Origin of the sequence: Vibrio sp. SCSIO 43136, from assembly GCF_023716565.1 — a bacterium.
Lineage (GTDB): Bacteria > Pseudomonadota > Gammaproteobacteria > Enterobacterales > Vibrionaceae > Vibrio.
Window position 1 is genome coordinate 2,563,587 of record NZ_CP071848.1, and the last position, 26,775, is coordinate 2,590,361.

24 protein-coding genes are annotated in these 26,775 nt (G+C 47.5%); 15 read left to right on the forward strand and 9 right to left on the reverse strand.

Features of this window, described 5'->3' with window-relative positions:
* Positions 1-55: 55 nt before the first annotated feature.
* Together mrcB and hrpB are read right to left on the reverse strand one after the other, a co-directional pair.
* On the reverse strand, positions 56-2,434 hold the full coding sequence (gene mrcB / locus J4N39_RS12095) for a penicillin-binding protein 1B (RefSeq protein ID WP_252019736.1): 2,379 nt from the start codon (positions 2,432-2,434) through the stop codon (positions 56-58).
* A complete protein-coding gene (hrpB, locus tag J4N39_RS12100) occupies positions 2,431-4,872 on the reverse strand; it encodes an ATP-dependent helicase HrpB (protein ID WP_503063676.1) in 2,442 nt (813 codons plus the stop codon). The genes mrcB and hrpB overlap by 4 nt, the downstream gene beginning before the upstream one ends.
* A 56-nt stretch (positions 4,873-4,928) precedes the next feature.
* Here hrpB and sfsA point away from each other — a divergent pair, with 56 nt between their 5' ends.
* The 9 genes from sfsA (at position 4,929) to J4N39_RS12145 (ending at position 12,388) form a co-directional block, all read left to right on the forward strand.
* Positions 4,929-5,660, forward strand: a complete 732-nt coding sequence (sfsA, locus tag J4N39_RS12105) for a DNA/RNA nuclease SfsA (RefSeq protein ID WP_252023725.1) — start codon at positions 4,929-4,931, stop codon at positions 5,658-5,660.
* Between the two features lie 136 nt (positions 5,661-5,796).
* Complete coding sequence (gene dksA, locus J4N39_RS12110; protein ID WP_252019738.1) at positions 5,797-6,246, forward strand: RNA polymerase-binding protein DksA; 450 nt, start codon at positions 5,797-5,799, stop codon at positions 6,244-6,246.
* Positions 6,247-6,307: 61 nt separating this feature from the next.
* Entirely contained in the window at positions 6,308-7,213 is a 906-nt protein-coding gene (gluQRS, locus tag J4N39_RS12115) for a tRNA glutamyl-Q(34) synthetase GluQRS (RefSeq protein WP_252019740.1), read from the forward strand.
* Between the two features lie 30 nt (positions 7,214-7,243).
* Positions 7,244-8,647, forward strand: coding sequence for a polynucleotide adenylyltransferase PcnB (pcnB, locus tag J4N39_RS12120; RefSeq protein ID WP_252019743.1), 1,404 nt, complete (start codon positions 7,244-7,246; stop codon positions 8,645-8,647).
* Positions 8,640-9,125: a 2-amino-4-hydroxy-6-hydroxymethyldihydropteridine diphosphokinase gene (gene folK, locus J4N39_RS12125; protein WP_252019745.1), complete on the forward strand. Its 486-nt coding sequence runs from the start codon at positions 8,640-8,642 to the stop codon at positions 9,123-9,125. The genes pcnB and folK overlap by 8 nt, the downstream gene beginning before the upstream one ends.
* Positions 9,126-9,149: 24 nt before the next feature.
* Positions 9,150-9,944 carry a 3-methyl-2-oxobutanoate hydroxymethyltransferase gene (panB, locus tag J4N39_RS12130; protein ID WP_252019747.1) on the forward strand — a complete coding sequence of 265 codons (795 nt, stop codon included), beginning with the start codon at positions 9,150-9,152 and terminating at the stop codon, positions 9,942-9,944.
* Between the two features lie 9 nt (positions 9,945-9,953).
* Entirely contained in the window at positions 9,954-10,847 is an 894-nt protein-coding gene (panC, locus tag J4N39_RS12135) for a pantoate--beta-alanine ligase (RefSeq protein ID WP_252019749.1), read from the forward strand.
* Positions 10,848-11,003: 156 nt separating this feature from the next.
* On the forward strand, positions 11,004-11,375 hold the full coding sequence (locus J4N39_RS12140; RefSeq protein WP_252019752.1) for a PilZ domain-containing protein: 372 nt from the start codon (positions 11,004-11,006) through the stop codon (positions 11,373-11,375).
* A gap of 8 nt (positions 11,376-11,383) precedes the next feature.
* Positions 11,384-12,388 (forward strand): M23 family metallopeptidase, encoded by a 1,005-nt coding sequence (locus J4N39_RS12145; protein ID WP_252019754.1) that lies wholly within the window; start codon positions 11,384-11,386, stop codon positions 12,386-12,388.
* Positions 12,389-12,461: 73 nt separating this feature from the next.
* On the opposite strand, the gene tyrA is transcribed toward J4N39_RS12145, so the two are convergent.
* A complete protein-coding gene (tyrA, locus tag J4N39_RS12150; protein ID WP_252019756.1) occupies positions 12,462-13,595 on the reverse strand; it encodes a bifunctional chorismate mutase/prephenate dehydrogenase in 1,134 nt (377 codons plus the stop codon).
* Between the two features lie 17 nt (positions 13,596-13,612).
* Positions 13,613-14,683: a 3-deoxy-7-phosphoheptulonate synthase gene (locus J4N39_RS12155; RefSeq protein ID WP_252019758.1), complete on the reverse strand. Its 1,071-nt coding sequence runs from the start codon at positions 14,681-14,683 to the stop codon at positions 13,613-13,615.
* Positions 14,684-14,872: 189 nt separating this feature from the next.
* On the opposite strand from J4N39_RS12155, the gene J4N39_RS12160 reads away from it, so the two are divergent.
* From J4N39_RS12160 to J4N39_RS12170, 3 genes are all read left to right on the forward strand, one after another.
* Positions 14,873-16,555, forward strand: a complete 1,683-nt coding sequence (locus J4N39_RS12160) for a sensor histidine kinase (protein WP_252019760.1) — start codon at positions 14,873-14,875, stop codon at positions 16,553-16,555.
* A 1-nt stretch (position 16,556) separates the two neighbouring features.
* On the forward strand, positions 16,557-17,279 hold the full coding sequence (gene btsR / locus J4N39_RS12165; RefSeq protein WP_252019762.1) for a two-component system response regulator BtsR: 723 nt from the start codon (positions 16,557-16,559) through the stop codon (positions 17,277-17,279).
* 207 nt (positions 17,280-17,486) lie between these two features.
* Entirely contained in the window at positions 17,487-18,974 is a 1,488-nt protein-coding gene (locus tag J4N39_RS12170) for a carbon starvation CstA family protein (protein WP_252023728.1), read from the forward strand.
* Positions 18,975-19,076: 102 nt separating this feature from the next.
* Here the strand turns inward: J4N39_RS12170 and nagZ are convergent, their stop codons facing one another.
* Positions 19,077-20,063 (reverse strand): beta-N-acetylhexosaminidase, encoded by a 987-nt coding sequence (gene nagZ / locus J4N39_RS12175; protein WP_252019765.1) that lies wholly within the window; start codon positions 20,061-20,063, stop codon positions 19,077-19,079.
* A gap of 94 nt (positions 20,064-20,157) precedes the next feature.
* Here nagZ and J4N39_RS12180 point away from each other — a divergent pair, with 94 nt between their 5' ends.
* The 3 genes from J4N39_RS12180 (at position 20,158) to J4N39_RS12190 (ending at position 24,117) form a co-directional block, all read left to right on the forward strand.
* Positions 20,158-21,291, forward strand: a complete 1,134-nt coding sequence (locus J4N39_RS12180; protein WP_252019767.1) for an anhydro-N-acetylmuramic acid kinase — start codon at positions 20,158-20,160, stop codon at positions 21,289-21,291.
* Between the two features lie 10 nt (positions 21,292-21,301).
* On the forward strand, positions 21,302-22,234 hold the full coding sequence (gene murQ, locus J4N39_RS12185) for an N-acetylmuramic acid 6-phosphate etherase (RefSeq protein WP_252019769.1): 933 nt from the start codon (positions 21,302-21,304) through the stop codon (positions 22,232-22,234).
* An 89-nt stretch (positions 22,235-22,323) separates the two neighbouring features.
* Positions 22,324-24,117, forward strand: coding sequence for a putative bifunctional diguanylate cyclase/phosphodiesterase (locus J4N39_RS12190; RefSeq protein ID WP_252019771.1), 1,794 nt, complete (start codon positions 22,324-22,326; stop codon positions 24,115-24,117).
* Here the strand turns inward: J4N39_RS12190 and J4N39_RS12195 are convergent.
* From J4N39_RS12195 to lspA, 4 genes are all read right to left on the reverse strand, one after another.
* On the reverse strand, positions 24,105-24,446 hold the full coding sequence (locus J4N39_RS12195) for a DUF2799 domain-containing protein (protein WP_252019773.1): 342 nt from the start codon (positions 24,444-24,446) through the stop codon (positions 24,105-24,107). The genes J4N39_RS12190 and J4N39_RS12195 overlap by 13 nt on opposite strands.
* A 116-nt stretch (positions 24,447-24,562) precedes the next feature.
* Complete coding sequence (gene ispH, locus J4N39_RS12200; RefSeq protein WP_252019775.1) at positions 24,563-25,519, reverse strand: 4-hydroxy-3-methylbut-2-enyl diphosphate reductase; 957 nt, start codon at positions 25,517-25,519, stop codon at positions 24,563-24,565.
* 47 nt (positions 25,520-25,566) lie between these two features.
* Entirely contained in the window at positions 25,567-25,998 is a 432-nt protein-coding gene (gene fkpB / locus J4N39_RS12205; protein WP_252019777.1) for an FKBP-type peptidyl-prolyl cis-trans isomerase, read from the reverse strand.
* Positions 25,999-26,266: 268 nt separating this feature from the next.
* The gene (gene lspA, locus J4N39_RS12210; protein WP_252019779.1) at positions 26,267-26,773 is read right to left on the reverse strand and encodes a signal peptidase II; all 507 of its coding nucleotides are present in this window, start codon (positions 26,771-26,773) and stop codon (positions 26,267-26,269) included.
* Positions 26,774-26,775 lie beyond the last annotated feature (2 nt).

A 26,775-nucleotide genomic window follows, 5' to 3' on the forward strand; every position in this document is an offset into this window, starting at 1 on the left:
ATCCTTAGTCTGGTTTTGCATTGGTTAACTATTTACTTTTTAACATGTTAGCGCTTTACCACTCCAGTAGATTTTTCAGCCAGCCCATAGGACCACTTTCACATGCTTGCTTGATTTGCCCATTGGTGTCCCACAAAGGCAACCGATAATCGGCTCGGCAATCCACTTTGAGTGCGGCGCTGCCCTGCTTGGTAAAACCTAACGTGGCAACTTGCTGTGGCCAAGGCAGAATGAGTTTTTCTGGCGGTCTTTGACTTAGATACTGATGGTAGATGCGCAGAGCGCCGCTCGCCCCGGTTAGCTTAGTTGGCTTATTGTCATCTCGCCCAACCCAAATCGTTACCACTTCACGTCCATCAACGCCAACAAACCAACTGTCTCGAAGATCATTTGAGGTCCCCGTCTTTCCAGCTAAAGCGGCGGATGAAAAACGGCTTTGTAAGAAGCGGCCTGTGCCCTCGCTGACAGCCTTTTTCATCGCATAAGTGGTCAGCCATGCCGCTTGCTCTGGCACACGTTTTGACACTCGAGGAATCGAGCGGTAGATACTCTCACCTTGCGCCGTTTGTACGCTGCGAAGAGCACTCAATGGCGCAATCTTTCCTGAATTGGTTAAGGTCTGATACATCTGAGCCACTTGATATGGCGTTAATGAAAATGCCCCTAAGAACATTGACGGAACTGGGCGAATTTCGTTGCGATCTACTCCTAGTTTTTCAAATGTATCCACCACTTGAGGAATGCCCATCTTAAGGCCCAAGCGAACCGTTGGCACGTTTAGCGAACGCGACAGTGCATAGTACAATGAGACATCACCACGAAACTTACGATCATAGTTTTTGGGTGCCCATACACTGCCCTTGCTGCCTTTTAACGTCAGCGGGTTGTCACTTAATGTGGTAGCCAATGAATACTCATCGGGATGGCTTAACGCCGTCAGATATACCGCAGGCTTTGCCAGAGATCCTATCGGTCGGCTGGCATTAAGCGCTCGGTTGAATCCATCGTAGCCAGTACGCTTGCCACCAATCATCGCTCGGATCTCTCCACTGCGACGGTCCACGGCGACTGCCGCCGCCTCAAGCCCTTTTCCTGCACTTAGCTCCAGTTTGGGCACTCGCTCGCGGATCGCTTTTTCCAGCTCAAATTGAGACACGGGATCAAGCGAGGTAAACACTTTTAAGCCCAAGTTAAGCTGAAATCGGTCTCCAAGTTGCTGTTTAAGCTCGCGAGTTAGCTGCTGAAAATACGCAGGTTGGCGTGAAGCGATCTTAGGATTATCCTGAATATCCAGCGGGCGATTCGCCGCCATGGCAAATTCATCAGAGGTCAGAATGTCTTGCTGCATCATCAAACGCAGCACCAAATCTCGACGAGTTTTGGCCCGCTCAGGGTGCCTGATTGGGTTGTAGTAAGATGGCCCTTTTACCATGCCCACCAACAAAGCAATTTGGTCTATTCTTAGCTCTTGGATCGGCTGTCCAAAGTAGAGCCTTGCGGCCAGTCCAAAGCCGTGAATGGCCTCTCCGCCACTTTGCCCCAAATAGACTTCATTGAGGTAGGCTTCGAGAATTTGGTCTTTGCTGTAGCGGCGATCCAAAATCAACGCAATATAGGCTTCTCGCACCTTGCGCCAAATGGTGCGCTCTCGAGATAAAAAGATGTTTTTAGCCAACTGCTGAGTCAGTGTCGAGCCACCTTGCACGGTACGCCCAGCCTTAATGTTAGCCGCCAGTGCGCGTAAAATAGCAAACGGGGAAACGCCTTCGTGCTGATAAAAGTCCCTGTCTTCGGTGACTAACAGGGCATCAACCAAGACCTCGGGAAATTGGTCTCGGCGCAGGAATAGTCGCTGCTCATCACTGTTTTTCTCAAGCATCCCTAGCATTTTGGGGTCGATTCGCAAATAGCCCATATCACGCTCGGTGGCGAGCGACTCAATGCGAGATAGTCCTTCGCTATTAAAGTGAAGCATCACGTGGCGAGAAGGCTCTGGGCCATCTTCAAAGTCGAACTCACGACGAATCAGCTCGATCTTAGTCGCGGAAGATGAATATTCCCCAGGGTAACGAGGCTGACGCACTTTGCGGTAATTGAGTACATCCAGCTCTTGAATGAGCTGCGCATGACGCACCGGGCTCCCCGGGGACAAGGTTAATACTCGGCCATAAACCACGGTCGGCAGTTCAAACAGTTGCCCTTCAAATTTTTGTCGAACCACGCTATCAAGATAAATGCCGACAAACACCAAGATCGCTAGCAGTGCTAAAGCTGATTTCCAGCTAAAGCTCCAAATGCGTTTTATCCAACTCGGTTTGACGACCTTTTTACGTCGAGTGGTCTTTTTTCGAGCCGAAGTTTTACTAGCAGTCGTCTTTTTTTTGGTAGCTGGCGCTCGTTTCTTTGGCGCTGGGCTCTTTTTATTACTGGTCATGAATTCAACTGTCGTTTGGTTTTGGTGGTCGCTACATGATTGGCCGGATCATCAGGCCATACGTGTTTAGGGTAGCGCCCTTTCATCTCTTTTTTGACTTCTAGATAAGCACCTTGCCAAAAACCAGCCAAGTCTGCAGTAATTTGCAACGGCCTTTGCGCAGGTGATAACAATTCCAAGGTCACTTTTTGTCGGCCTAAAGCCACACTTGGCGACTCTTTCTCACCAAATACTTCCTGCATCCTCACGGAGATGCTTGGCGCTTGGCCGGGCGTATACACAATCGGTTTCTTACTGCCCGTTGGTAGGGTGTAATGGGTCGGTAGCCAACCATCAATCTCTTGGTTTAGCGGCCAACCAAGGTAGGCATCTAGCGCCTGCTTGAGATCGACTTTGGCCAAATCTTTGCTCGATTGAGCATTATGGATAAAAGGAGCAAGCCAAGAATCTAGATTATCTACTAGCCCTTGAAGACTAAAATCTGGCCACTCGTGTTCAGGCAGCCATTCGATGGCGCAACGAACCCTCGCCAGCCACGCTTCACTGCTCGTATTCCAGTTGAGTATTTTTAGCTGGTGTTTGGCAACGTAATCAAGCAAAGCTTGCGTGGTTTGCTCTTGAGAAGGAGATGGCATCGCTTCTCGACTTAGGATTAATTGGCCTATCTGCTGGCGACGCTCAGCCGTCAGGCGCCCTCGCCCTTCATCCCATTCGACGCAGTCATGGGAACGTATTAGCGCTTTAGGCAGCTCTGCGATAGCACACCCAAGTTGAATTTGGCTCGATTGCGACTGAAAACGCATCAAATCCAGAGCCACCAAATAATCGTGCCCCGCCAAAGGAGACAGCTCATCAGTACACGCACCATGACCATTGGCTAATAAATAGTTATCACTATTCTTTCGCCTCTGAGCCACCCTATCTGGGTAACCTAAACAGGCCACTTCCCCAATTGCAGCTAAGTTTATCTTTGCTAATGAAAAAGTACTGCTCAGTTTAGTGGCTAACTGCTGACAGCGTTTTTGTATTGCCGCTTGCATGCGGTGCTCGCCCTGTTTAAAACGAGCGGCGCTCATCGCCAAATCTGATTGACCCTTTTCAGGTTCTTCAATTAAGGCAACGGTGGCGATAGCGGTGCAGAGCAGCTTAGGTTCAACACTCAATAACATACTCACTTGACGAGGCGGTAAGCCCAGTGATTGAGAGCGCTGGGCAAGCTCGGTTAGTTTTCCCTTGGCATCGGTCAATCCAAGCTGGCTGAGTAAATCTTTGGCTTGATTGATCAGCGCCTTAGGTGGGGTATCCAGCCAGCAAAGCTCACCAGCGTCAGCACAGCCCCAATAAAGGAGCTCCAGCCACAAGGATGATAAATCACTGCGCAAGATCTCCGGTTGCGGCACAGCAGGTTGCTGGTTAAGTTGAGATTCAGAATAGAGTCGAACACAAATACCCTCTTCTAAACGTCCCGCACGACCACGGCGCTGCTCCGCCGAAGACTGAGCGATAAATACTTGTTCTAACTTAGTAATACCAACTTTGGGTTGGAATCGAGCGATGCGTTCAAGCCCAGAATCCACCACCATGCGAATGCCGTCGATAGTCAAGGATGTTTCGGCAATATTGGTTGCTAGTACAACTTTGCGCCGCCCTTTAGGCGCTGGTGCAATAGCACTTTGCTGCTGGGCTTGGTTAAGCTGACCGTACAATGGGCAGATATCTACGTCAGAGGCCACACGGCTTTCTAAATTGGCTGCGACCGCTTTGATGCTCGCGACACCGGGCAAAAATGCCAACAAGGAACCGGATTCACTCTCTAGCAACGCATTGATCTGCTTAGTCATTGCGGCAATCAAGTTTTCATTGGTCTTAAGTGCGGCATAACGAGTCTCCACGGGATACTGGCGACCTTGCGACTCAATAAAGCACGCCTCAGGTAATAGGGTTTGCAAAGCTTGCTGATCGAGTGTGGCCGACATGACCAATATCTTAAGATCATCACGAAGCGCCATTTGCACTTCAAGTGCTAGCGCTAGAGAAGTGTCGGCATGCAGACTGCGCTCATGAAATTCATCAAAGATCACCAGCCCCACACCATTCAGCTCAGGGTCATTTTGCAACAGGCGAGTCATAACCCCTTCGGTGACGATTTCAAGCTGAGTCTGGGCACTGACTTTTGATTCTCCACGAATGCGATAACCCACTCGCTGCCCCAATGGCTCACCTAGCTGTTTCGCCAAATAGCGGGCGATATTACGCGCCGCCAAACGCCGGGGCTCAAGCATAATGATTTTGCCTTCGACTGCGTTTTGTTCGATCAAAGTCAAAGGTAACTGGGTCGACTTACCCGCACCTGGTGCCGCCTTGACGATCAGTTGTTGATGACTTTGAAGCTGCTGGAGCAATTGCGGCAGCACAGATTGGATCGGCAGTTGTGACAAGACAAAATCCCTATGATTTAATGTGGCGCACCATTGTACATAAAAACAGTAATAAAATGCACTTTCAGCCTCAACTCGAATCCGCCAAACTCATAAAACGTTACAAACGTTTTCTTGCTGATATTGAACTGCCAGATGGCTCTATACGTACTATCCACTGTGCCAACACTGGAGCGATGACAGGTTGCGCTGAACCAGGAGATACGGTGTGGTTTTCGACCTCCGATAACCCCAAACGTAAATACCCAAACAGCTGGGAGCTTACCCAAACCCAAAAAGGTGATCTGATTTGTGTGAACACCGCTCGCGCTAACGCACTCGCAATTGAGGCAATCAAAAATGACGCTATTGGAGAGCTTCGTGGGTACGAACACTGCCGAAGTGAGGTGCGTTACGGCAGCGAAAATAGTCGCATCGATATTTTGCTAGAAAATGATAACCAAGGAAGTGATAAATCCCTCTGCTATATTGAAGTTAAGAGCGTCACACTACTGAGGGAGCAAGGACGTGGTTATTTTCCAGACGCTGTGACCACCCGCGGACAAAAACATCTGCGTGAGCTCACGGAAATGGCGAGAAATGGTCACAGAGCGGTACTTTTTTTTGCAGTATTGCACTCAGGGATTGAAAACGTGTCTGCCGCACACTATATAGATGCCAACTATTCACAATTACTTTTAGAAGCAAAAGAAAATGGCGTAGAGGTCATATGCTACAAAGCGGAAATGACTCCTCGCACAATGCATCTTTCTCAGAAAATTGATTTCATTAGTGAATATGAAAAATGATGCAATGTTCACAATGGCGTGCTCATGACACCATGAGTGATTGCCACCGGCTTTTCTTTCTGCTATAGATACCCGCCTTATTAGTCTGTGTAGCAGTTTCGTATCGCAGTCAGTAGGTGTAAGTAGGAGATGCTGTATGCCAGAGAGCAACAAAAGAAAAACGCTAGGCATCCTAGCTATTGCAGGCGTTGAGCCTTATAAGGAAAAAGCTGGTGAAGAGTACATGTCACCAGAGCAATTGGCTCACTTTACAAAGATTCTAGAAGCTTGGCGCAACCAGCTCAGGGAAGAAGTTGACCGTACCGTTCACCACATGCAGGATGAAGCGGCGAATTTCCCAGATCCTGTTGACCGTGCTTCTCAAGAAGAAGAGTTCAGCTTAGAACTGCGTAACCGTGACCGTGAGCGTCGTTTGATCAAAAAGATCGAAAAGACGCTAAACAAGATTGAAGAAGATGAGTTCGGTTTCTGTGACTCTTGCGGTATCGAAATCGGTATCCGTCGTCTAGAAGCTCGTCCAACAGCCGACCTATGTATCGACTGTAAAACTCTTGCTGAAATGAAAGAGAAACAAATGCAAGGTTAATCAACCTGCTTGTTTTGAGTAAATTAGAAGGGAGCTTAGGCTCCCTTTTTATTGGATGCTTATGACCATCACTGCTAAGCCTTACATTGGCCGATTTGCCCCATCACCTTCTGGCCCGCTTCACTTTGGCTCTTTAGTGGCAGCACTTGGCAGCTACTTTCAAGCCAAAGCGAATCAAGGTCAGTGGCTCGTTCGCATCGAAGACCTTGACCCTCCTCGCGAAATGCCTGGCGCTTCTGCGCTCATTCTAGAAACCCTAGAAAAGTTTGGCCTCGAGTGGGATGGTGACGTGGTCTATCAAAGCCAGCGCCACGAGCGCTACCAAGCGCAAATAGAGCAGTGGCTTGAGCAAGGGCTCGCTTATTACTGCCAATGTACGCGCAAACAAATTAAAGCCCAAGGCGGTTTTTATACTGGCACCTGTCGTACCAAGCAACTTACGGATGATGGTCAATGTGCGGTTAGGTTAGTCATGCAGCACCCCATTACCGAGTTTTTAGATCAAAAACATGGGCGTTTTACTATCCCTGAGTCGCTTGCTGGTGAAGATTTCATTATCAAGCGTCGTGACGGGCTTTACGCATACAATTTAGCGGTGGTGTTGGATGATATCGATCAAGGGGTCACTGAAGTCGTACGTGGCGCCGATCTGATTGAGCCCACTGGGCGCCAAATTAGCCTGTACAAAATGCTCAATAAAGCACCAGTGAGCTACCTACACCTGCCGCTTGCGATGGATAACAACGGAAATAAACTTTCAAAACAAAATCATGCTACTGGCATCAATTTAGATGATCCAAAGCCAGAAATTGTGGCGGCGATGTCGTTTTTAAACTTTGATTTACCAGATAATTTTGAAGATTCGAGCATCAGTGAAATGATCGATTGGGGAGCAAGGAACTGGACCTTGAACCAGCTGCCCAGTGAGATCAATATCACGCCAGCATTCTCAAATCAGACCAGCTAGGCTATTATTAGCCGCAATTTTTGAGCACAGATGAATTTGAGGTGGGCTATTTTCACTCAAGTTAGCCGCTTTTGTCGTAAGATCTTAACGAAAAAAAGCCAAGATAATTGTCGCTCTCACGGAGAAAGAACCCTGAAAATTTTTACTCGCGAAGAACATGATATTTCGCGCCGTCAGATCAGCGACAACGCACTTAAGGTGCTATATCGCCTAAACAATGCTGGATACGATGCGTTTCTGGTAGGGGGAGGTGTACGTGACCTCCTGTTAGGTGAGCAACCGAAAGACTTTGATATTGCCACCAACGCAACGCCAGAACAGATCAAAGCGCTGTTCCGTAACTGTCGTCTGATTGGTCGTCGCTTCCGTCTGGCACACATCATGTTTGGCCGTGAAATTATTGAAGTGGCGACGTTCCGTGGACACCATCAAGAGCCAGTAAAAAATCAATCGGCACAATCGAAAGAAGGCATGTTACTGCGTGACAATGTCTACGGTACGGTGGAAGAAGATGCAGAGCGTCGTGACTTCACTGTCAATGCGATGTACTACAACATTGCCGATTACAGTATCCATGATTACGCAAACGGTGTTGCTGATCTAGATGAAGGTGTTATCCGTCTAATTGGCGATCCAGAGACTCGATACCGTGAAGACCCAGTACGTATGTTGCGAGCAGTGCGCTTTGCAGCAAAACTGGACATGGATATTGAAGAAAAAACCGAAGCGCCAATCAATGAGCTTGCTCACCTGCTGCGAGAGATCCCAGCGGCACGCCTGTTTGAAGAGTCATTGAAGCTGCTGCAATCAGGGTATGGTCTTGAAACCTACTACCTGATGCGAGACTACGATTTGTTCCAGCAACTGTTCCCAATGATGGAAGAGTTCCTGACTGAAGCAAACGACTCAAAAGCCGAACGCATGATTGAACTGGTGCTCGACTCTACCGACAAGCGCATCCAAGAAGGTAAACGTATCAACCCTGCGTTTATGTTTGCGGCCATGCTTTGGTACCCGCTAGAAGCAAAAGCAGAGTACCTGATGGAAAAAAGTGGCATGAGCTACTACGACGCCATTATGGAAGCGAGCAACATGGTACTTGATGATCAAGTGCGCAGTATCGCAATTCCGCGTCGCCATACAGCAACGATCCGCGAAATTTGGCAGCTTCAGTTGCGCCTTCCACGCCGCAGTGGTAAACGTGCATTCCGCATGTTAGAGCTGAACAAGTTCCGTGCAGGTTTTGATTTCCTCGAAATGCGTGGTCAAATCGAACAAGGTGACGTTGAAGAGCTCGCCAAATGGTGGCACACCTTCCAAGACGCAGGTCGAAATATGCGTCAAGCGATGGTCAACGACCTTGGGGGCAGTTCACGAGGTGGCCAGCGCCGCCGCCGACGTCCAACTCGTAAAAAGAGGGCTGGCAGTGATTAATGCGTATATTGCAATTGGTAGCAATCTCAATGATCCGGTAAGCCAAGCCCAACAAGCCATAGAAGCACTGAAGTCGATACCAAACAGCCGTTTGGTATCTTGCTCTTCACTGTACAGTAGCACGCCAATGGGGCCATCGGATCAGCCTGATTACATCAATGCTGTGGCCCTAATTGAAACCGAATTAACGCCATTGCAACTGCTTGATTGCACTCAAGCCATTGAGCAAGAGCATGGGCGTGTCCGTAAAGATGAGCGCTGGGGACCAAGAACCCTAGATCTCGATATTATTCTTTACGGCAATGAGGTGCTAGATTCCGAGCGACTGACCATTCCACATTACGGAATGAAAGTGCGTGAGTTTGTACTCTACCCGCTCGCTGAGATCACACCAAATTTAGTCCTACCTGATGGGACTCAACTCGCCAAGTTACTACGACAAGTAGATCGTAACGGGCTGAGCATTTGGCAAGCATAGCCAAATCCTAGTAAGGAAATAAAAATGAAAAACGTCACTATTAATACACTGATGGCCTGGAAACAAGAAGGTCGTAAATTTGCAACCTCTACCGCCTATGATGCGAGTTTTGGCCAGCTATTTGAAGAGATGGAAATGCCTCTTCTGCTGGTTGGTGATTCTCTAGGTATGGTTCTGCAAGGCGAAACTTCTACCCTACCAGTAAGCGTTGAAGATATCGCTTACCACACACGCTGTGTGCGTGCTGGTAGCCCAAGCTGCCTACTGCTCGCCGATATGCCATTCATGAGCTACGCAACGCCTGAGCAAGCTTGTGAAAACGCTGGCAAATTAATGCAGGCTGGCGCAAACATGGTTAAGCTTGAAGGCGGTCAGTGGTTGTGTGAAACTGTGCGCATGTTAACTGAGCGTGCCGTGCCTGTGTGTGCTCACCTTGGCCTAACGCCTCAGTCAGTCAACATTTTTGGCGGCTTTAAGATCCAAGGCCGTGATGAAGAGCGTGCAGAACAAATTGTTCAAGACGCTATTGCACTGCAAAACGCAGGTGCCCAACTATTGGTACTTGAATGCGTTCCAGCATCACTGGCGAAACGCATCACAGAGCGCCTAACCATCCCTGTTATTGGTATTGGCGCAGGTAACGACACTGACGGTCAAATCCTTGTGATGCACGATATGTTTGGTATTTCAGCGAATTACATTCCAAAGTTCTCTAAGAACTTCCTTGCTGAAGCAGGCGACATGCGTAAAGCCATTGCACTCTACATGGAAGAGGTCCAGAGCCAGACTTTCCCTGGTCCTGAGCACACCTTTAACTAAGGACAATACATGCAAACTTTTTCTGACATTGCTTCACTACGCGAGCAAATTAAACAGTGTAAGCGCGAAGGCCGCACCGTAGCGTTTGTCCCAACCATGGGCAACCTGCATGAAGGTCATCTAACACTGGTACGCAAAGCACGTGAGCATGCTGATGTTGTTGTAGTGAGCATTTTCGTCAACCCGATGCAGTTTGAGCGTGCGGATGACCTAAACAACTACCCGCGTACGCTTGAAGAAGACCTCAGCAAGCTGAATGGCGAAGCGGTAGAGATGGTATTCACGCCAACGCCTGAAATCATGTACCCAGAAGGCCTAGATAAGCAGACTTACGTTGAAGTCCCAGGACTATCGACCATGCTTGAAGGCGCTTCTCGCCCAGGTCACTTCCGAGGTGTTGCGACCATAGTGACTAAGCTATTCAACATAGTACAACCTGATGTGGCTTGCTTTGGTGAGAAAGACTTCCAACAATTGGCCGTGATCCGCCAGATGGTAACCGACCTTGCGATGGATATCGAAATCATCGGTGTTCCAACCGTTCGAGAAATGGATGGCCTCGCCATGAGCTCTCGCAATGGTCTGCTCACTATGGATGAGCGTCAGCGTGCGCCTGTTGTGGCTCGCACTATGCGTTGGATCAGCAGTCAGATCCGTGGTGGTCGCAGCGACTACAGCTCTGTGATTGAAGACGCTACCGATCAATTGCGTGCAGCCGATCTTCAGCCAGATGAGATTTTCGTTCGTGACGCAAAAACCTTGCAGCTTATCTCGGCCGAATCCACCCAAGCGGTGATCTTGATGTCCGTCTTCCTTGGCAAAGCGCGTTTGATTGACAATCAGGTGTTCGACTTAGCAACAGAAGCTAAAGAAAAAGAACAAGAGAAAACAAGCGAAGAGTAATATGCTCTCCACTTGAAGCGTGTTAAAGCCATACCTGACAAGGTGTGGCTTTTTTCATTCTTGCTCGCCAACAGTCTCACAAATTTGGCTGATATGGGTGGCTGACTAGGCAACAAACGCTATGATGAAAGTAACGATTTGTAGTGAGAGAACCCCATGATCGAGCGACGCAGATTTTCCAGAATCATCTACCAAGCCCCTGTGCAAGTACGCCAAGACACCGTCTGTCTTGAAACTTCTATTCGCGACCTGTCCCTGCATGGACTGCTATTAGCCGCCACAGAAGATACTGTTCTTCTAAGCAACAAACTTCCTGTCAGTGTAAGTTTTACCCTACCTGATAGTGATGTTGTGATATCATTGCAAGCCGAAATTGTCGGCATGGATAACAATTCTATCCGACTCCGTATTCAACACATTGATATAGATAGCATTAGCCATCTCAAACGTCTGGTTGAGCTCAATGTAGGTGATGAATCACTTCTACACCGCGAGCTTGAACAATTGTCTGATTTGGGCGCTGATTAGTCCGATACATGCAACGTAAACACATTACTTTCTCCATCCCGACCAAAAATGGGGTTGAGCAGTTTTCTCTATCAAGAAAGGCCGTTTGGGCCTTTTTGCTTTTTATTGCTACCTCTCCTGCGGTGGCGGTTTACTTTTATCAGCAACACATCAGCAGCCAAGAGTACGTGGAAGTCCAAGTCGACAAAATGACCCGCAACTTCGATGCCGCTCAGCAGCAAATCGCTTATCTAGATGAGAAAAGCGAACAGTTTAGAACGCTGTACGAGTCTGAAGTGATCTCCAATCACACCTTAGCCAGCGAATTGGAAGACAAAAACAGTCAGATTGTCTCGCTAGGCCAACGCGTTAATGACGTAGAGAGTGTGTTAGGGCTTGGTGAAACCCCAATCGATGAGCAAAGCTTGGAAGCGCGTATTGATGCAGCAGCAGTCGATTCAGCAGTACGCACGACTTTATTCCGCTTGCTACCGAACCAAACCCCTATGAGTTATCAGCGCATCTCTTCTGACTATGGCTATCGCCGCCACCCAGTGACGGGTAAACGCCATTTTCACCGTGGTTATGATATGACTTGCCAAATCGGCGAACCGGTATTTGCTCCGGCGGATGGTGTCGTAGAATTTACTCGTCCTAGCAACAAAGGCTATGGCAACTACCTCAAACTTCGTCATTCATTCGGTTTTATGACAGCCTACGCTCATCTAAGCAAGTTCAAAGTGCGTAGCGGCCAGTTTGTCAGTAAAGGCGACCTGATTGCCTTATGCGGTAATACGGGCACCTCAACAGGCCCTCACCTTCATTATGAAGTGCGCTTCTTAGGCAGAACGCTCAACCCTGCTAACTTCATTCAATGGGGCCCTGAGAGTTTTGAAGAGCTGTTTGAGAAAGAGCAAAGCATTAAATGGCAATCTCTACTGGCTATCGTCAATAAAGTGGTTCAGCAGCAGGTGCTATTGACCAAGCAGCAAGATGCCAAAGAAGTGACTCTGCCTGATACTGCAAGTAACTAGGGCGTGTTAACCTAATACAAAAATTGAGACAAAAAAATAGCGGCTAATCAGCCGCTATTTTTATTGCAAAGGTCTAATCTCTCGGGCGATGAATCGCATCATTCGCTTGTTTTAGTAGTTTCTGGCTTTCGTCCATAAACTGCTGAGAGTAATCGCCAAACCAGTCAGATACCTCATCAAATGCAGTGACAAACGCTTGTTTGTTACTGCCTTCAAGCATCTCAATCGCTTGACCAAAGCAGTGATGGAAACGCTTGATCATCTCAATATTCTGCTCTGACGACATGATGATATCAGCGTAGAGGTTCGGGTCCTGTGCAAACAGTCTTCCAACCATTGCTAATTCCAAACGGTAGATAGGCGAGCTCAGTTGCAGTAGCTTAGATAAATCTGGCTGCTCACCACACAGGTGCAAGCCGTAAGCAAATGAGGTGAAGTGACGCAGTGCCTGAATCAAGGTCATGCCGTGATCGTGCTCAGCAGCATCAATTGGGCAAACCACCGCTCCCCAAATCTCGATTTGTTTCAGTAACCACTGATACGCCTCTGATTGGCGACCATCACAACAAACCACCACCTGTTTTGCCAAACTTGGTACATCTGGGCCAAACATAGGGTGCAAGCCAACTACCGGGCCTTGATGGTTAGCCATCATGGCTTGCAGCGGCTTCGACTTGATTGACGTTAAGTCGCACAAGATACACTCAGATGGCAAGGTTGGCAGTTTGGCAATAACGCCTTCGGTTAAATGAATTGGTACCGTCACCACCACTAGGCCTGCACCTGCGCAAATCGCTTCGGCATCATCCCAATCTTGGCTGCCTAAGATTTTCACCTCGTAACCAGACAGGCGGAACATGCGGGCAAACAGGCTACCCAACTGTCCTTTACCACCGACGATAACCACAGTGCCTAACTCAGGCTTTAAGCAGGTAAACCCTGAGTCTTTCTCACTGGCATAAGACTCTCGCATCGTGCGACGCAAAATATCTTCAATCAGCTGAGGTGGTACACCTTGCTTAGCCGCTTCTTCACGACGAGAGGCAAGCATTGCCGCCTCACGTTCAGGTACATAAATCGGCAAGCCATGTTGGCTTTTTACTTCACCGACTTTCTCCACTAGCGCAAGTCTTTGCGCCAGCAGTTCCACCATTTGTTTATCGACCAGGTCGATTTGGTCTCTCAATTCATTTAGTACTGCGGCCATCCGCTACTACCCTGTTCTTATTTGATCCGATCTTGCAAAAACGGCACAAGCTCTTTGTGCGCATGGGTCAATAGTGCCTCAGTTGAGTCCCAATTGATACATGCATCTGTGATAGATACGCCGTACTTCATTTCACTCAACGGCAGATCAGATGGCTGATTGCCTTCATTGATATGACTTTCAATCATCAGGCCGATGATTGATTTATTACCTTCACGGATTTGATGAATAACATCTTCAGCCACCAACGGCTGACGACGGAAGTCTTTACGTGAGTTAGCATGACTACAATCCACCATAAGCGCTGCATCCAAGCCTTTTCCTGCCATTTCTTGCTCACATTCGGTCACAGACACTGAGTCGTAGTTGGTCTGCTTACCACCGCGTAAAATCACGTGACCATCAGGGTTACCCTGAGTGGTTAGAAGAGCCACTTGACCTTCACGGTTAATCCCCATGAAGCGGTGACCTGAAGAAGCCGCTTGCATAGCATTAATTGCCGTCGCTAGGCTACCGTCTGTACCGTTTTTAAAGCCCACTGGCATTGAAAGGCCACTAGCCATTTCACGGTGAGTTTGTGATTCAGTAGTACGAGCACCAATCGCCGCCCAGCTGAAAGTATCGCCTAGGTACTGAGGGCTGATTGGGTCGAGTGCTTCTGTCGCTAGAGGGATTTCCATCTCTGCCAGATCCACCAGCAGTTGTCGAGCCACGTGCAGACCATGCTCAATGTCAAAAGTGCCATCTAGATGAGGGTCATTGATAAGGCCTTTCCAACCGACTGTGGTACGAGGCTTTTCAAAGTAAACACGCATCACCAAGTAAAGCTGATCATCAACCTTCTCAGACAAAGCTTTAAGCTTTTTTGCGTACTCTTTGGCGGCATCAACATCATGAATCGAACATGGACCACAAACCACGAGTAGACGATGGTCTTTCTTTTTGATGATGTCAGCAATTTCGCTACGAGACTGGGCGATAAAACGGCGAGCCTTATCACTAAGTGGTATCTTATCTTTAAGTTGGTTAGGAGTGATCAGTACCTGTTCTTCACTGATATGGATATTGCTAAGTTCACTTTTTTGCATCACTAGACCTGTAATTTTTTATTTACACCCATAATTCCTTTATGGGCTAACCAAAAACAATACCCATAAACTAACAGCGTCAAAATGAATTGCAAGTGTAAACTATAAAAAACATTTAGTGTAAATTTAAATTTACATTAAATGCTAATATCGAAATTTGACGGTTAAAATTTCTTCGGGAGTAAGGTCGTGGATCTGATTCTTTCATTATTGCAGCAGATGTGTGTTTATTTGGTGCTCGCCTACCTGCTGAGTAAAACCCCTCTGGTTTTGCCTCTGTTGAGCATTTCCAAGCGTAGAGGGCACCAGTTCAGTGTCTACGTACTGTTCTCGCTGTTTTGTATCATGGGGACCTATTTTGGCTTACAGATCAACGATGCCATTGCTAATACTCGCGCCATAGGCGCTGTGATGGGGGGACTATTTGGTGGGCCGGTGATCGGTTTTTTGGTCGGCTTAACCGGTGGGTTGCACCGTTATACCCTAGGAGGGTTTACCGATCTCGCCTGCGCCATTTCCACCACCTTGGAAGGTTTAGTTGGCGGCTTAATGCACAGTTACCTAGTGCGTAAGGATAAGAGTGAATGGTTATTTAACCCGTGGATGGTGTTCTGCGTCACTTTGGTCGCTGAGATCATTCAGATGATCACTATCTTAGCAGTCGCCAAGCCTTTTGATGATGCTTATCGGTTAGTCAGCGCCATCGCAGCGCCGATGATTATCGCCAATTCCGTTGGTGCGATGCTGTTTATGAGTATTTTGCTTGATAGGAAAGCCATTGTAGAAAAATACTCTGCCGCTTTCTCTCGGCGAGCATTATTGATTGCCGAGCGCACCGTGGGCGTACTAAGCTCGGGCTTAACCCCAACCAACGCCGATAAAATCGCTCGAATTGTTTACGAAGAAACGAAAGTTGGGGCGGTCTCTATCACCGATTGCGATAAGATTTTGGCTTTTGTCGGTATTGGCGATGATCACCATAAGCCCGACACACCGATCTCCTCACCAAGCACGCTCGAATCCATTAGCAAAAACGACATCATCTACCTCGATGGCGTCGAGCGTCCGTACCAGTGTTCAATTTCTGACGAGTGTAAACTTGGCTCGGCGTTGATCATTCCGCTACGCCAAGGCTCTGAAGTGGTAGGTACCATCAAGCTCTACGAGCCTAAGCATAAATTTTTCTCGACCATCAACATGTCGATGGCGGAAGGCATCGCCGAACTACTCTCAAGCCAGCTGCTCTATGGCGACTACCAGCAGCAACAGACTTTACTATCCCAAGCCAAAATCAAGCTCTTGCACGCTCAGGTTAACCCTCATTTCTTGTTCAATGCGCTCAATACCATCAGTGCCATTACACGCAAAGACCCAGATAAAGCTCGTCAACTGATCCAACACCTATCGCAGTTTTTCCGTAGCAACCTCAAACAAAACATCGAGCATGTGCAGCTTAAAGATGAGCTTGCCCATGTTAATGCGTACCTCACCATTGAAAAAGCGCGATTTAGTGATCGCTTGGAAGTCGAGGTAGATATTGCACCTCAATATCTTGAGCTCTACATTCCGAGCTTTACTTTGCAACCACTGGTCGAAAATGCGATTAAGCATGGTATCAGTCAGCAGCTCGATGGCGGTAAAATACGTATCTACACCAAGCTTGTACCACACGGGGTTTTAATGGTGGTGGAAGATGATGCTGGCCTATATCAAAAACCACCAGAGCAACACAGTGGCTTAGGGCTAGAAATCGTTGATAAACGCCTTATCCAACGGTTAGGCAAGGGTTCGGCATTGCAGATTGAATCTAAGCCACAGCAGTACACACGGATGAGTTTTTTACTTCCTAGCGACCTAACAAAAGAGGATTAGTATGCTGACCGCAATCATCATTGATGATGAACAGCTAGCTCGAGATGAGCTTGGCGAACTGCTCACAGAAATTGGGCAACTTGATATTATCGCCACGGCCAGTAATGCCATCGAAGGGCTTAAAGCCATCAACTGCCACAAACCCGATGTGGTGTTTTTGGATATTCACATGCCGCAAATCAGTGGCATGGAACTGTTGGCGATGTTAGATCCGGAAACCATGCCCTATGTGGTATTTGTCACAGCGTATGACCAATATGCGATCCAAGCGTTCGAAGAGAACGCCTTTGACTACCTGTTAAAACCCGTTGAGCCTAAGCGTCTTGAGAAATGCATAGCTCGATTGCTCAAAACCCACCAGCTTAAGCAGCCTATCGACCTCACTCCAGTAACTCCTAGCGAGCTGACCCAAGTGCCCTGTAGTGGGCTAAACCGGATAGTGATCATTGCACTGGCCGATATTGAATATGCTTATAGTGATATCAGCGGTGTGCATGTACAAACCGCAGACCAAAGCGCCACCTGTCAACTAACGCTTAAAGTACTTGAGCAGAAGACCCCACTACTACGCTGCCATCGCCAGTACTTAATCAATACCCAAGCGATTCGAGAAATCAAACTGCTTGAGAATGGACTGGCTGAAATAGTCACTCAAAGTGACCACTGCGTCCCGGTCAGTCGACGTTATTTAAAGAGCCTTAAAGAGACTCTTGGCTTTCACTGATCGGGTTAGTACGAGCTCGATTTGATCGAGCTCTCAGTTCTATATCACACTTCATTCCCACTCGCCTTAGCGCCAAAACCACTTAATCTCACTAAACACCACTTAGGTGAGAATGCGACCACTCACTTCATCACTGACTGAACACTCAACAAGCAGCGTTTAAGATCAATGCTGAACACAATAATTAATGAACTAAGGACGTGAATGATGATGTGGTTTCTTACCTGTATCGCCGCTTTGATCGGTGGTTACTTTATTTACGGCACTTTCGTTGAGAAAGTTTTTGGTATCAACGAAAAGCGCAAAACCCCTGCTTACACTAAGCAAGATGGTGTTGACTATGTGCCAATGTCTAACAAAAAAGTTTACCTAGTACAGCTACTAAACATTGCAGGTGTCGGCCCAATTTTTGGCCCGATCATGGGTGCTCTATATGGCCCTGCAGCGATGCTGTGGATTGTGCTCGGTTGTATCTTCGCCGGTGCAGTACATGACTATTTCTCTGGTATGTTGTCAGTAAGAAATGGCGGAGCTTCAGTGCCGACGATTACAGGTAAGTACTTAGGTAATGGCGCAAAACACTTTATGAACATATTTGCCATTGTCCTGCTTTTGTTGGTTGGCGTGGTATTCGTATCTGCACCTGCTGGCATGCTAACAAACCTAGTCAATGACCAAACTGGTGCCAACATTCCGATGACGGCGATGGTTATTGCTATCTTTGCTTACTACATCATCGCAACCATAGTCCCTGTCGACAAAATCATCGGTCGTTTCTACCCACTGTTTGGCGCACTACTTATCTTCATGTCGGTAGGCCTTATCACTGCGATTGGCTTGTCTGACGAGCACTCAATTATGGGTGGCTACGAAGTGAGTGACATGTTCACCAACATGAATCCAAACAACTTGCCACTATGGCCTGCACTATTCATCACCATTGCGTGTGGTGCGATCTCTGGCTTCCACGCAACTCAGTCTCCATTGATGGCGCGCTGTATGGAAAATGAGAAAAACGGCCGCTTTGTATTCTACGGTGCGATGATCGGTGAAGGTGCAATAGCGCTTATCTGGTGTGCCCTAGCACTCTCTTTCTTCGGCTCAGTTGAATCACTTGCAGATGCTGTTGCAAATGGTGGCCCTGGTAACGTTGTATACAGCGCTTCATTTGGCCTGCTGGGTGTGTTTGGCGGTATCTTAGCCTTCCTAGGTGTAGTTATCTTGCCGATTACCTCGGGTGACACTGCGTTTCGTTCAAGCCGTTTGATCCTTGCTGAGTACTTCAACATGGAGCAAAAAACATTGCGTAACCGCCTAATGATGGCACTACCACTGTTTGTTATTGGCGGCATTCTAACGCAAGTAGATTTCGGTGTAATTTGGCGCTACTTCGGCTTTGCCAACCAATCAACAGCGGTCATGATGCTGTGGACAGCTTCAGCTTACCTACTTCGTCATAACAAACTGCACTGGATTACCACGGTACCAGCTATGTTTATGACCACGGTATGTGTGAGCTTCATCTTGAGTAGCAGCACACTAGGTTTTGGTTTGCCAATCAACATCTCAACCATTGCAGGTATTGTGTTTGCTATCGCCGTTGCAGCGCTAGTAATTAAAACCTCAAAAGGTAAAGGTGAAGAAGAGCTACCGGGGGACAAAGAAGAGAGCCCAACCAACGTAAAAACCGCCTAGCTAAACGCTCATTAAAATAATAGATTGAGTCTCTAGATCGACAAAGCCCCCTCACCAGTTGGTGAGGGGGCTTTTTAAATCTTTTGATATTTCATCTTAGAATCAGTTATCTATCAAAGGAATCATAGCTTCCACCGCATCTTGCCACTGCGTGCTACGCTGGAGATCATTGAGCGAGAAGCTTTGGGTCTTAAGCAAACCTAAAGCTTTAGGTACATGGGTGACCTCAAGCGTATCGAGCACCTCTACGGCCGATGGGCGATGGTTGCACATAAGAATCATATCGCATCCAGCATCTAGTGATTGCTGAGCACGAACTGCAGCGGAGCCCATGATCTTCGCCCCTTCCATGCCCAAATCATCTGAGAACACAATGCCTTTGAAACCCAGCTTTTCTCTCAGTATCTGTTTCAACCAAAAAGCGCTGCCCGAGGCTGGCTGACTATCAAATTCTGGGTAAATCACATGTGCGGGCATCATGGCATCAAGCAAACCTGCATCTAGCTGCGCTTTAAAGATAGCCATGTCTTGTTCAAAAATGTCGCTGCGATCATCATAAGGTGTTTCTAGATGCGAGTCTGCAATTATCCCACCGTGACCAGGAAAGTGTTTGCCTGTGGTCGCCATACCAACAGATTTCATGCCATGCATAAAAGCGCTGCTGTGGTGAATGATGGTTTGGGTATCTTCACCAAACGCTCTACTTCCAATCGCCTTGCAATCAAACCCTTGATCCAACACTGGCGCAAAGCTGAGGTCAATATCATGTGCGATAAGTTCAGCCGCCATCAGCCAACCCGCTTGTTTCGCCAGTTGCTCACCATTGGTTTGTTTTGCAAATTCAGCTGCTGCAGGAATACGGCTAAATCCGCGTTTAAAACGCTGAACCCGTCCACCCTCTTGGTCAACACCAATCAGTATCGGCCGTTTTGCCGCTTTTCGTATTGATTGATTCAAGGCGATGAGCTGCTCGTTGTCATGATAATTTCGGGCAAACAGAATTACACCGCCAACTAACGGATGCTCTAGCAGTTCGCGCTCTTCGGCATCTAACTCACAACCATCAACATCTAGCCACAAGGGTCCCATAGCAATTCTCACTTGGTTAAAAACAGACTTTGGCAGATTATTCGCTTTGATTTTCTATTACAATGGCTTAAGCAGATTTTTGGAGGGTAGTGTTATGTCAGAGCGTTATATTGGTATCATGTCGGGCACCAGCCTTGATGGTATTGATTGTGCTTTAGTCGAAATAAGCAAAGAAGCAGAAATGAAACATGATGTGCCTCAGCTACTGGGACACATTTCTGTTGAGATCCCTACCCCAATTAAACAGCGCCTGCTCAGTTTAAGTCTCAACCAAAACACGACCATTCAACAAGTGGGCGAGCTCGACCACCTACTGGGCAAGCTCTACGCCGACGCAGTCAATCGACTTCTGGAAAAGTATCAGCTCGAATCTTGCGATATTCGTGCGATTGGCAATCATGGCCAAACCGTTTTTCATCAGCCGCAGGGAGCAACGCCATTCACTACCCAACTAGGAGATGCGAACCTCATTGTTGCTCTGACGGGCATTACCACAGTCGCAGATTTTCGCCGTTTAGATATGGCATTTGGCGGGCAAGGTGCACCGCTGGTACCCGCTTTCCACCAGCAGCTGTTTGGTAGCGCTGATTCCAGCGTCGTGGTGCTAAATATCGGGGGGATTTCCAATATTTCCGTCATTCCACCTCGCACTCAGGAGTCGAAAAAAGTGGTCGGCTACGACACTGGCCCGGGTAATATGCTGCTCGATGCGTGGGTTCAATCTCGTCTTGGCCAGCAATACGACCAAGACGCCAAGCTCGCACGCCAAGGGCAAATACACACCAAGCTTTTAGAGCAGCTATTACAGGAAGATTACTTTAGCGCCGCCTACCCTAAAAGCACTGGGCGCGAGCACTTTAATCTTGACTGGCTAGAGAGCAAGCTCACTACACCAATATCGAACCATGATATGCTCGCCACTTTAGTTGAACTGACAGCAATCACCGTTAGCCAAGCGATAATGAACCATCAATCAGGTCCTGCGCCAAGGCTATTGTTGTGTGGCGGAGGTAGCCGCAACCCGTTATTGGTAGAGAGAATTACTGCCCAGCTTGAAGACTGGCATGTCACTACAACTGATGAATTTGGTATCAGCAGTGAATTTATGGAGGCGATGGCGTTTGCTTGGCTCGCCTATCGAAAAATACATAACTTACCGAGTAACCTTCCCGACGTCACAGGTGCCTCTCGACCTGTTTCTCTAGGCGTCATCTACTCGGCAAATTAAAGGAAAAACTATGGCAAATGATGCATTACTTAACGCACTGTCTAGCCTGGTTTCTGAAGGGCGCAACCCAGAAACCATGGATATCGACCTGCTCTCAGCTAAAGAGATCATCACCAAGCTCAATCAACAAGACCAACAGGTGCCCTTAGCCGTCGAAAAAGTCTTGCCACAGATTACTCTGGCGGTGGAAGCCATCACTAAGGCTTTTCAACGTGGAGGTCGTTTGATTTACCTTGGCGCAGGCACCAGTGGTCGCCTTGGAGTACTGGATGCTTCTGAGTGCCCGCCTACATTTGGTGTAGATAGTAATATGGTGATTGGTTTAATTGCTGGCGGCCAAGATGCCATGTTTAAAGCTAAAGAAGGCGCTGAAGATTCTAAATCCTTAGGTATGGAAGACCTCCTAGGCATCAAGGCCACGCAAGATGATGTGATCGTTGGCATTGCTGCGAGTGGGCGAACGCCGTACGTGATTGGTGCTCTAGATTACGCCAACAGTATTAACGCCACCACGGTAGCAGTAGCTTGCAATCCAGACTCCCCAATTGCACAGCAAGCTGCAATTGCCATTTGCCCTGTGGTAGGCCCAGAGGCACTGACTGGCTCTACCCGCATGAAAGCAGGCACCGCGCAAAAACTGGTACTCAACATGCTCACCACCGCCAGTATGATCCGTATTGGTAAGAGTTATCAAAACCTAATGGTTGACGTGAAGGCGACCAACGAAAAGCTAGTGGCTCGAGCCGTTCGTATCGTGATGCAAGCCACTGAATGTGAGCGTGAAGATGCCAAACAGGTACTAGAAATGGCAGATTACGATGTCAAATTGGCAATATTGATCCAACTGACGGGACTTGATAAAGAGAGCGCTCAACGACAGCTTAATAACAAGCAAGGCTTTCTTCGTCACGCTGTTGACGACCATCATCAAAATCAAGATTAAAAGCTGCGATCTAGGTAGGAAAATCTAACCTTTACTGCCTGAAATACCTGCTAATATTTTTAGATAGCAAGTATGAGATTGGGTAGTAGATGACAAATATTGCCTCTGATGTTTGGTTACATCGGTTAGCGATGGTGTTTTTTGTAGTGGCCAGTGCGTGGGTTGGATACGTGCTGGTTAGCACTCAAAGTACCTTCGCATTACTGTATCTACTGTTCCCGATTGCCCTTTATCTTGGCTACTTTCAAGCAAACCTCAAGATCTGGGCGAGTGTGACTGCACTGGCTGTGATTGTCATCGGAGGGTTAGTCGAGCCGTACGCTCTTGATACGGTTGAAGAAAGCTTTATCCTCATTCCTCTCATTTATCTGGCCCTATTCCCCGGAACCTTTTGGCCGGTCTTAATCTGTTTGATCATACTGTCTCTCTATTTGCCAGCACTCGATCCTAAAGATTTCTCTGAGTTTGTTGAAGATGCCATCGAGATCTTAGTGATCACAGGGTTTGCCTGTGTCATGACTTTCTTTCAGCAGCTATCGAGTAAAACTGCTCAGAGCTTTAAACACGATAGCGAAACGGATCACTTGACTAAGTTAAGCAATCGGCGCGCTTTTTATCGTCGCCTACACAGCTTACCGACTATCGAACGAAATACCCTTTTGCATATCGATATCGACAAGTTCAAAAGCATTAACAATAACTTGAGCCACAGTGCTGGCGATGAGATTTTGCGCCAATTAGCGAAAAGGCTGCAAAGTAAGCTAACAAGCACAATGTCGATTTACCGAATAGGCAGTGATGAATTTTGTATTTTGGCGCTCAAGACTGAACGTGACCAAATTGAAGCACTGTGCCAAATATTGACCGCTGAGAGCGCCCTCAATTTTACCCTCGATGGTCGTCGCTACCAAATCAGCATCAGTATTGGTATTGCTGACTACCAACAGTGCATTCAAAATATCGATGGCTGGGTACAATCGGCTGAACTCGCACTAGAGAAATGCAAAGGCATCAGTAATCAATCTTACCTCTGGTTTGATGAAGCCATGCAAGAGCGGCAAGCTCGTCGCTTCAATATAGAAAAAGGCCTCGATAACGCAATAGAACGCAATGAATTCAGTTTGATGTATCAGCCTAAGGTGGATATTAAGACTGACTTAGTGCATGGTGCGGAAGCTTTGATTCGTTGGCACAACCGTAAACTAGGTTGGGTCTCTCCTGCCGAATTCATCCCTGTATCTGAGGATACTCAGCACATTTTGGCCATCGGACGATGGGTGATTAACTCCGCTTGTGCGCAGGGAAGAGAGTGGTTAGACAAAGGCTATCAGTGCCCAATCTCGGTTAACGTTTCTACGGTGCAACTAGCCTATGACGACATGTATCAAGTGGTAGAAGATGCTTTGATAAACAATAACTTCCCGGGCAAGCTGCTGCAAATCGAAATCACTGAAACAGCCATCATGTCTCAATCTGAGCGTACCGTTGCCACTTGCCACAAGCTACGCAACCTCGGGGTGCAAATTGTGCTCGATGATTTTGGTATCGCCTACTCTTGCTTAAGTTACTTGCGACGACTGCCTGTCGACCTACTTAAAATCGACAAATCTTTCGTTGATGAATGTGTTGATGAGCCCAAAGCACACATGTTGATCCGGACCATAGTGCAAATGGGACATAACCTGAATATGAAAGTGACCGCCGAAGGGGTCGAAAGTGAATTACAGCTATCGCTGTTAAAGTCAGAAAGGTGCGATAGGTATCAGGGGTACTTGTTTTCTAAGCCTGTTCCACCTGAAAAACTTGAACGCCTGCTGGCTAAGTCTCAGCCTATCGCTCAGTCGGCTACTCAACCTAAAGCGTTAAAGGTTCAGTCACGTTGATCCCAGCCACGCTGCCACTCCATACGAAACTTCTGAGCATCCTCAGTGCCTTCGCAAACGCCTTCATAATAGGTTCCAGACAGACCGATTTGAAAGGCATGGTTAGGGTTACAAAACTCGTCAACACCTTTTAAATAGCCGCGAGAGTAATCATCCTGATTTACCTGTCCAAGTTTGGCGAGCATACTGTATGTTCGCTCTGAGCGCCCCTTGATGCCGTCGCTATAACCAATCTCAAACCAGTTATCATCTTTGGCATAATCGGCATCACTTGCCACACAGCCCATCAAACTGGCGCTGAGTATCATCACCAATAGTGAATTTTTCATTCGGGTTCCTTTTTACTGCCACATCCATTAAGTGTAGAAGCTGTTGATATATATCGTTAACTTTCTCTTTTAAAAACAAAGGGCTCAATAAGAGCCCTTGGTAGAAAATAACGAAGCTAATCAATCTGTTTGATTTGGAGCTCTTTCGGGACCTCGAAGAACATATTCTCTTCACGACCGCTCAGCTCTTCAACTTCGCTGGTTTTAATCGATTGAATGCGCTTTACGATTTGGTCCACCAGCTCTTGAGGGGCAGAAGCTCCCGCTGTGACACCCACATTTTGTGCGCTCTCAAACCAGCTATCTTCAACTGCTTCTGGGCAATCAATCAAATAGCCTGGCGTACCCAGCTTTTCTGCTAATTCTTTCAAACGAGTCGAGTTAGAAGAGTTTTTCGAGCCAACTACAACCACGGCATCCACTTTTTCTGCTAACTCTCTCACTGCATCTTGACGGTTTTGAGTGGCGTAGCAGATATCATCTTTACGTGGACCTTGGATTTCAGGGAACACTTCACGCAGCTTCTCAATCACGTCTGCGGTTTCATCCACTGAGAGCGTTGTCTGGCTCACGTAGTGCAGGTTGGTTGGATCTTTGACCTGCAAGGTTTCCACATCGGCTGGGTTTTCCACCAAATACATACCGCCTGTCGCACTGGCGTACTGCCCCATGGTACCTTCTACTTCTGGGTGACCCGCATGACCAATCAAAACCACTTCCATATTTTTTCGGCTCGCACGAGCCACTTCCATATGAACCTTGGTAACCAGTGGGCAAGTAGCGTCAAATACTGTCAGCTCTCGCTCTTTGGCTTCTTTTCGTACCGCTTGCGAGACGCCATGAGCAGAGAAAATCACGATGTTGTCATCAGGAACTTCATGCAGCTCTTCAACGAATACTGCGCCACGCTCTTTTAATCCTTCCACCACAAATCGGTTATGTACCACTTCATGTCGAACGTAGATCGGTGGTTGATACATTTCTAGTGCTCGTTCAACAATGCTGATCGCACGGTCAACACCAGCACAGAAACCGCGAGGGTTTGCTAACAGTATTTTCATTGAATTGCTCATTGCTTTGTTCTAATTGCGCCTATTCTACTCAGACTCTCAGGAAAAGCCTATTCTACGGCTAAGATTTCTACGTCAAAAGTAACGTCTTGACCTGCCAGTGGGTGGTTAAAATCAACCGTCACTGACTCACCAGAAAGTTCGGTGATAATGCCCGGGATTTCCATACCATCTTTACCGGTAAAAGCCATGATAGTGCCGACTTCGACTTGGTCTTGGCCTAAGAATTTGCTGCGGTCCATGTGATGGATATTATCAGGGTTTGGCTGACCGAAGGCATCATCGGCCATCAACTCGATCGACTTGTTATCTCCAAGTGATAGTCCAATCAGGCACTTCTCGAAGTTTTCACTCAAGCTGCCATCCCCCATTTTAAATTGTGCTGGTTTACCCATGCTATGAGTGCTATCAGCCACAGAGTCATCTTTTAATTTGATGGTGAAGTGTAAAGTAACGGTTGAGCTATCAGTAATTTGAGTCACGGAATATCCTTATAATACCAATCCAACTAATTATCTGATCAGTCTAGCTAGTCCATATTTCCTTTAGCTGCGTTAGAAATCGTATCCCTAGTCCCAGCTAGGCATAAGATTTCTGCCTTGCTAAAGAAAATCTGTCCGTCGCTATACAAGACCACATAATTAGTCGTATTGGTATGATTGTTGTTTTTGCTAATGTACTGCCTGTTTATATTAAAAAGCGCCACCCGAATCAACGGGTAGCGCTTGTGGTTATTAGCTTTGTGGGTGTTTACGCATCTTTCTTGGGTCGGCGGAAGCCATCAAAGATAATCATCGCAGCACCAATACAGATGGCAGCATCTGCCAAGTTAAAGGCTGGCCAATGGTGATCACCGATGAAGAAGTCTAAATAATCCACCACGAAACCATGCACGATGCGATCAAAGACGTTGCCGGTAGCACCACCAATGATCAATGCGTAAGCAATGTTGTTCCACTTTTCTGCCGCCGGAAGTTTACTCATCCAGTGGGTGAGAAGCGCACACACGACAAAAGCAATACCAGTAAAGAACCAGCGCTGCCAACCCGCTTGATCGCTCAAGAAGCTGAAAGCTGCCCCATAATTGTGTACGTACAGCAGGTTGAAAAATGGCAGCACTTCAATACGTCCATGCCAGCCATATTCCATGCTATCCATCACTACCAATTTGATAGCGATGTCGGCGACAAAAATCAGAGTCGCTAGCCATAGCCAGCGTACTCCAGATTGTTTTAGGCTCAGTGTTTGCTCACTCATAT

What these genes read in the sequence shown, in the direction of transcription:
- mrcB (WP_252019736.1), bottom strand. Translation starts at nt 2,434, where the DNA reads ATGACCAGTAATAAAAAGAGCCCAGCGCCAAAGAAACGAGCGCCAGCT.
- sfsA (WP_252023725.1), top strand. Translation starts at nt 4,929, where the DNA reads ATGCACTTTCAGCCTCAACTCGAATCCGCCAAACTCATAAAACGTTAC.
- dksA (WP_252019738.1), top strand. Translation starts at nt 5,797, where the DNA reads ATGCCAGAGAGCAACAAAAGAAAAACGCTAGGCATCCTAGCTATTGCA.
- gluQRS (WP_252019740.1), top strand. Translation starts at nt 6,308, where the DNA reads ATGACCATCACTGCTAAGCCTTACATTGGCCGATTTGCCCCATCACCT.
- pcnB (WP_252019743.1), top strand. Translation starts at nt 7,244, where the DNA reads ATGAATTTGAGGTGGGCTATTTTCACTCAAGTTAGCCGCTTTTGTCGT.
- panB (WP_252019747.1), top strand. Translation starts at nt 9,150, where the DNA reads ATGAAAAACGTCACTATTAATACACTGATGGCCTGGAAACAAGAAGGT.
- panC (WP_252019749.1), top strand. Translation starts at nt 9,954, where the DNA reads ATGCAAACTTTTTCTGACATTGCTTCACTACGCGAGCAAATTAAACAG.
- J4N39_RS12140 (WP_252019752.1), top strand. Translation starts at nt 11,004, where the DNA reads ATGATCGAGCGACGCAGATTTTCCAGAATCATCTACCAAGCCCCTGTG.
- J4N39_RS12145 (WP_252019754.1), top strand. Translation starts at nt 11,384, where the DNA reads ATGCAACGTAAACACATTACTTTCTCCATCCCGACCAAAAATGGGGTT.
- tyrA (WP_252019756.1), bottom strand. Translation starts at nt 13,595, where the DNA reads ATGGCCGCAGTACTAAATGAATTGAGAGACCAAATCGACCTGGTCGAT.
- J4N39_RS12155 (WP_252019758.1), bottom strand. Translation starts at nt 14,683, where the DNA reads ATGCAAAAAAGTGAACTTAGCAATATCCATATCAGTGAAGAACAGGTA.
- btsR (WP_252019762.1), top strand. Translation starts at nt 16,557, where the DNA reads ATGCTGACCGCAATCATCATTGATGATGAACAGCTAGCTCGAGATGAG.
- J4N39_RS12170 (WP_252023728.1), top strand. Translation starts at nt 17,487, where the DNA reads ATGATGTGGTTTCTTACCTGTATCGCCGCTTTGATCGGTGGTTACTTT.
- nagZ (WP_252019765.1), bottom strand. Translation starts at nt 20,063, where the DNA reads ATGGGACCCTTGTGGCTAGATGTTGATGGTTGTGAGTTAGATGCCGAA.
- J4N39_RS12180 (WP_252019767.1), top strand. Translation starts at nt 20,158, where the DNA reads ATGTCAGAGCGTTATATTGGTATCATGTCGGGCACCAGCCTTGATGGT.
- murQ (WP_252019769.1), top strand. Translation starts at nt 21,302, where the DNA reads ATGGCAAATGATGCATTACTTAACGCACTGTCTAGCCTGGTTTCTGAA.
- J4N39_RS12190 (WP_252019771.1), top strand. Translation starts at nt 22,324, where the DNA reads ATGACAAATATTGCCTCTGATGTTTGGTTACATCGGTTAGCGATGGTG.
- J4N39_RS12195 (WP_252019773.1), bottom strand. Translation starts at nt 24,446, where the DNA reads ATGAAAAATTCACTATTGGTGATGATACTCAGCGCCAGTTTGATGGGC.
- ispH (WP_252019775.1), bottom strand. Translation starts at nt 25,519, where the DNA reads ATGAGCAATTCAATGAAAATACTGTTAGCAAACCCTCGCGGTTTCTGT.
- lspA (WP_252019779.1), bottom strand. Translation starts at nt 26,773, where the DNA reads ATGAGTGAGCAAACACTGAGCCTAAAACAATCTGGAGTACGCTGGCTA.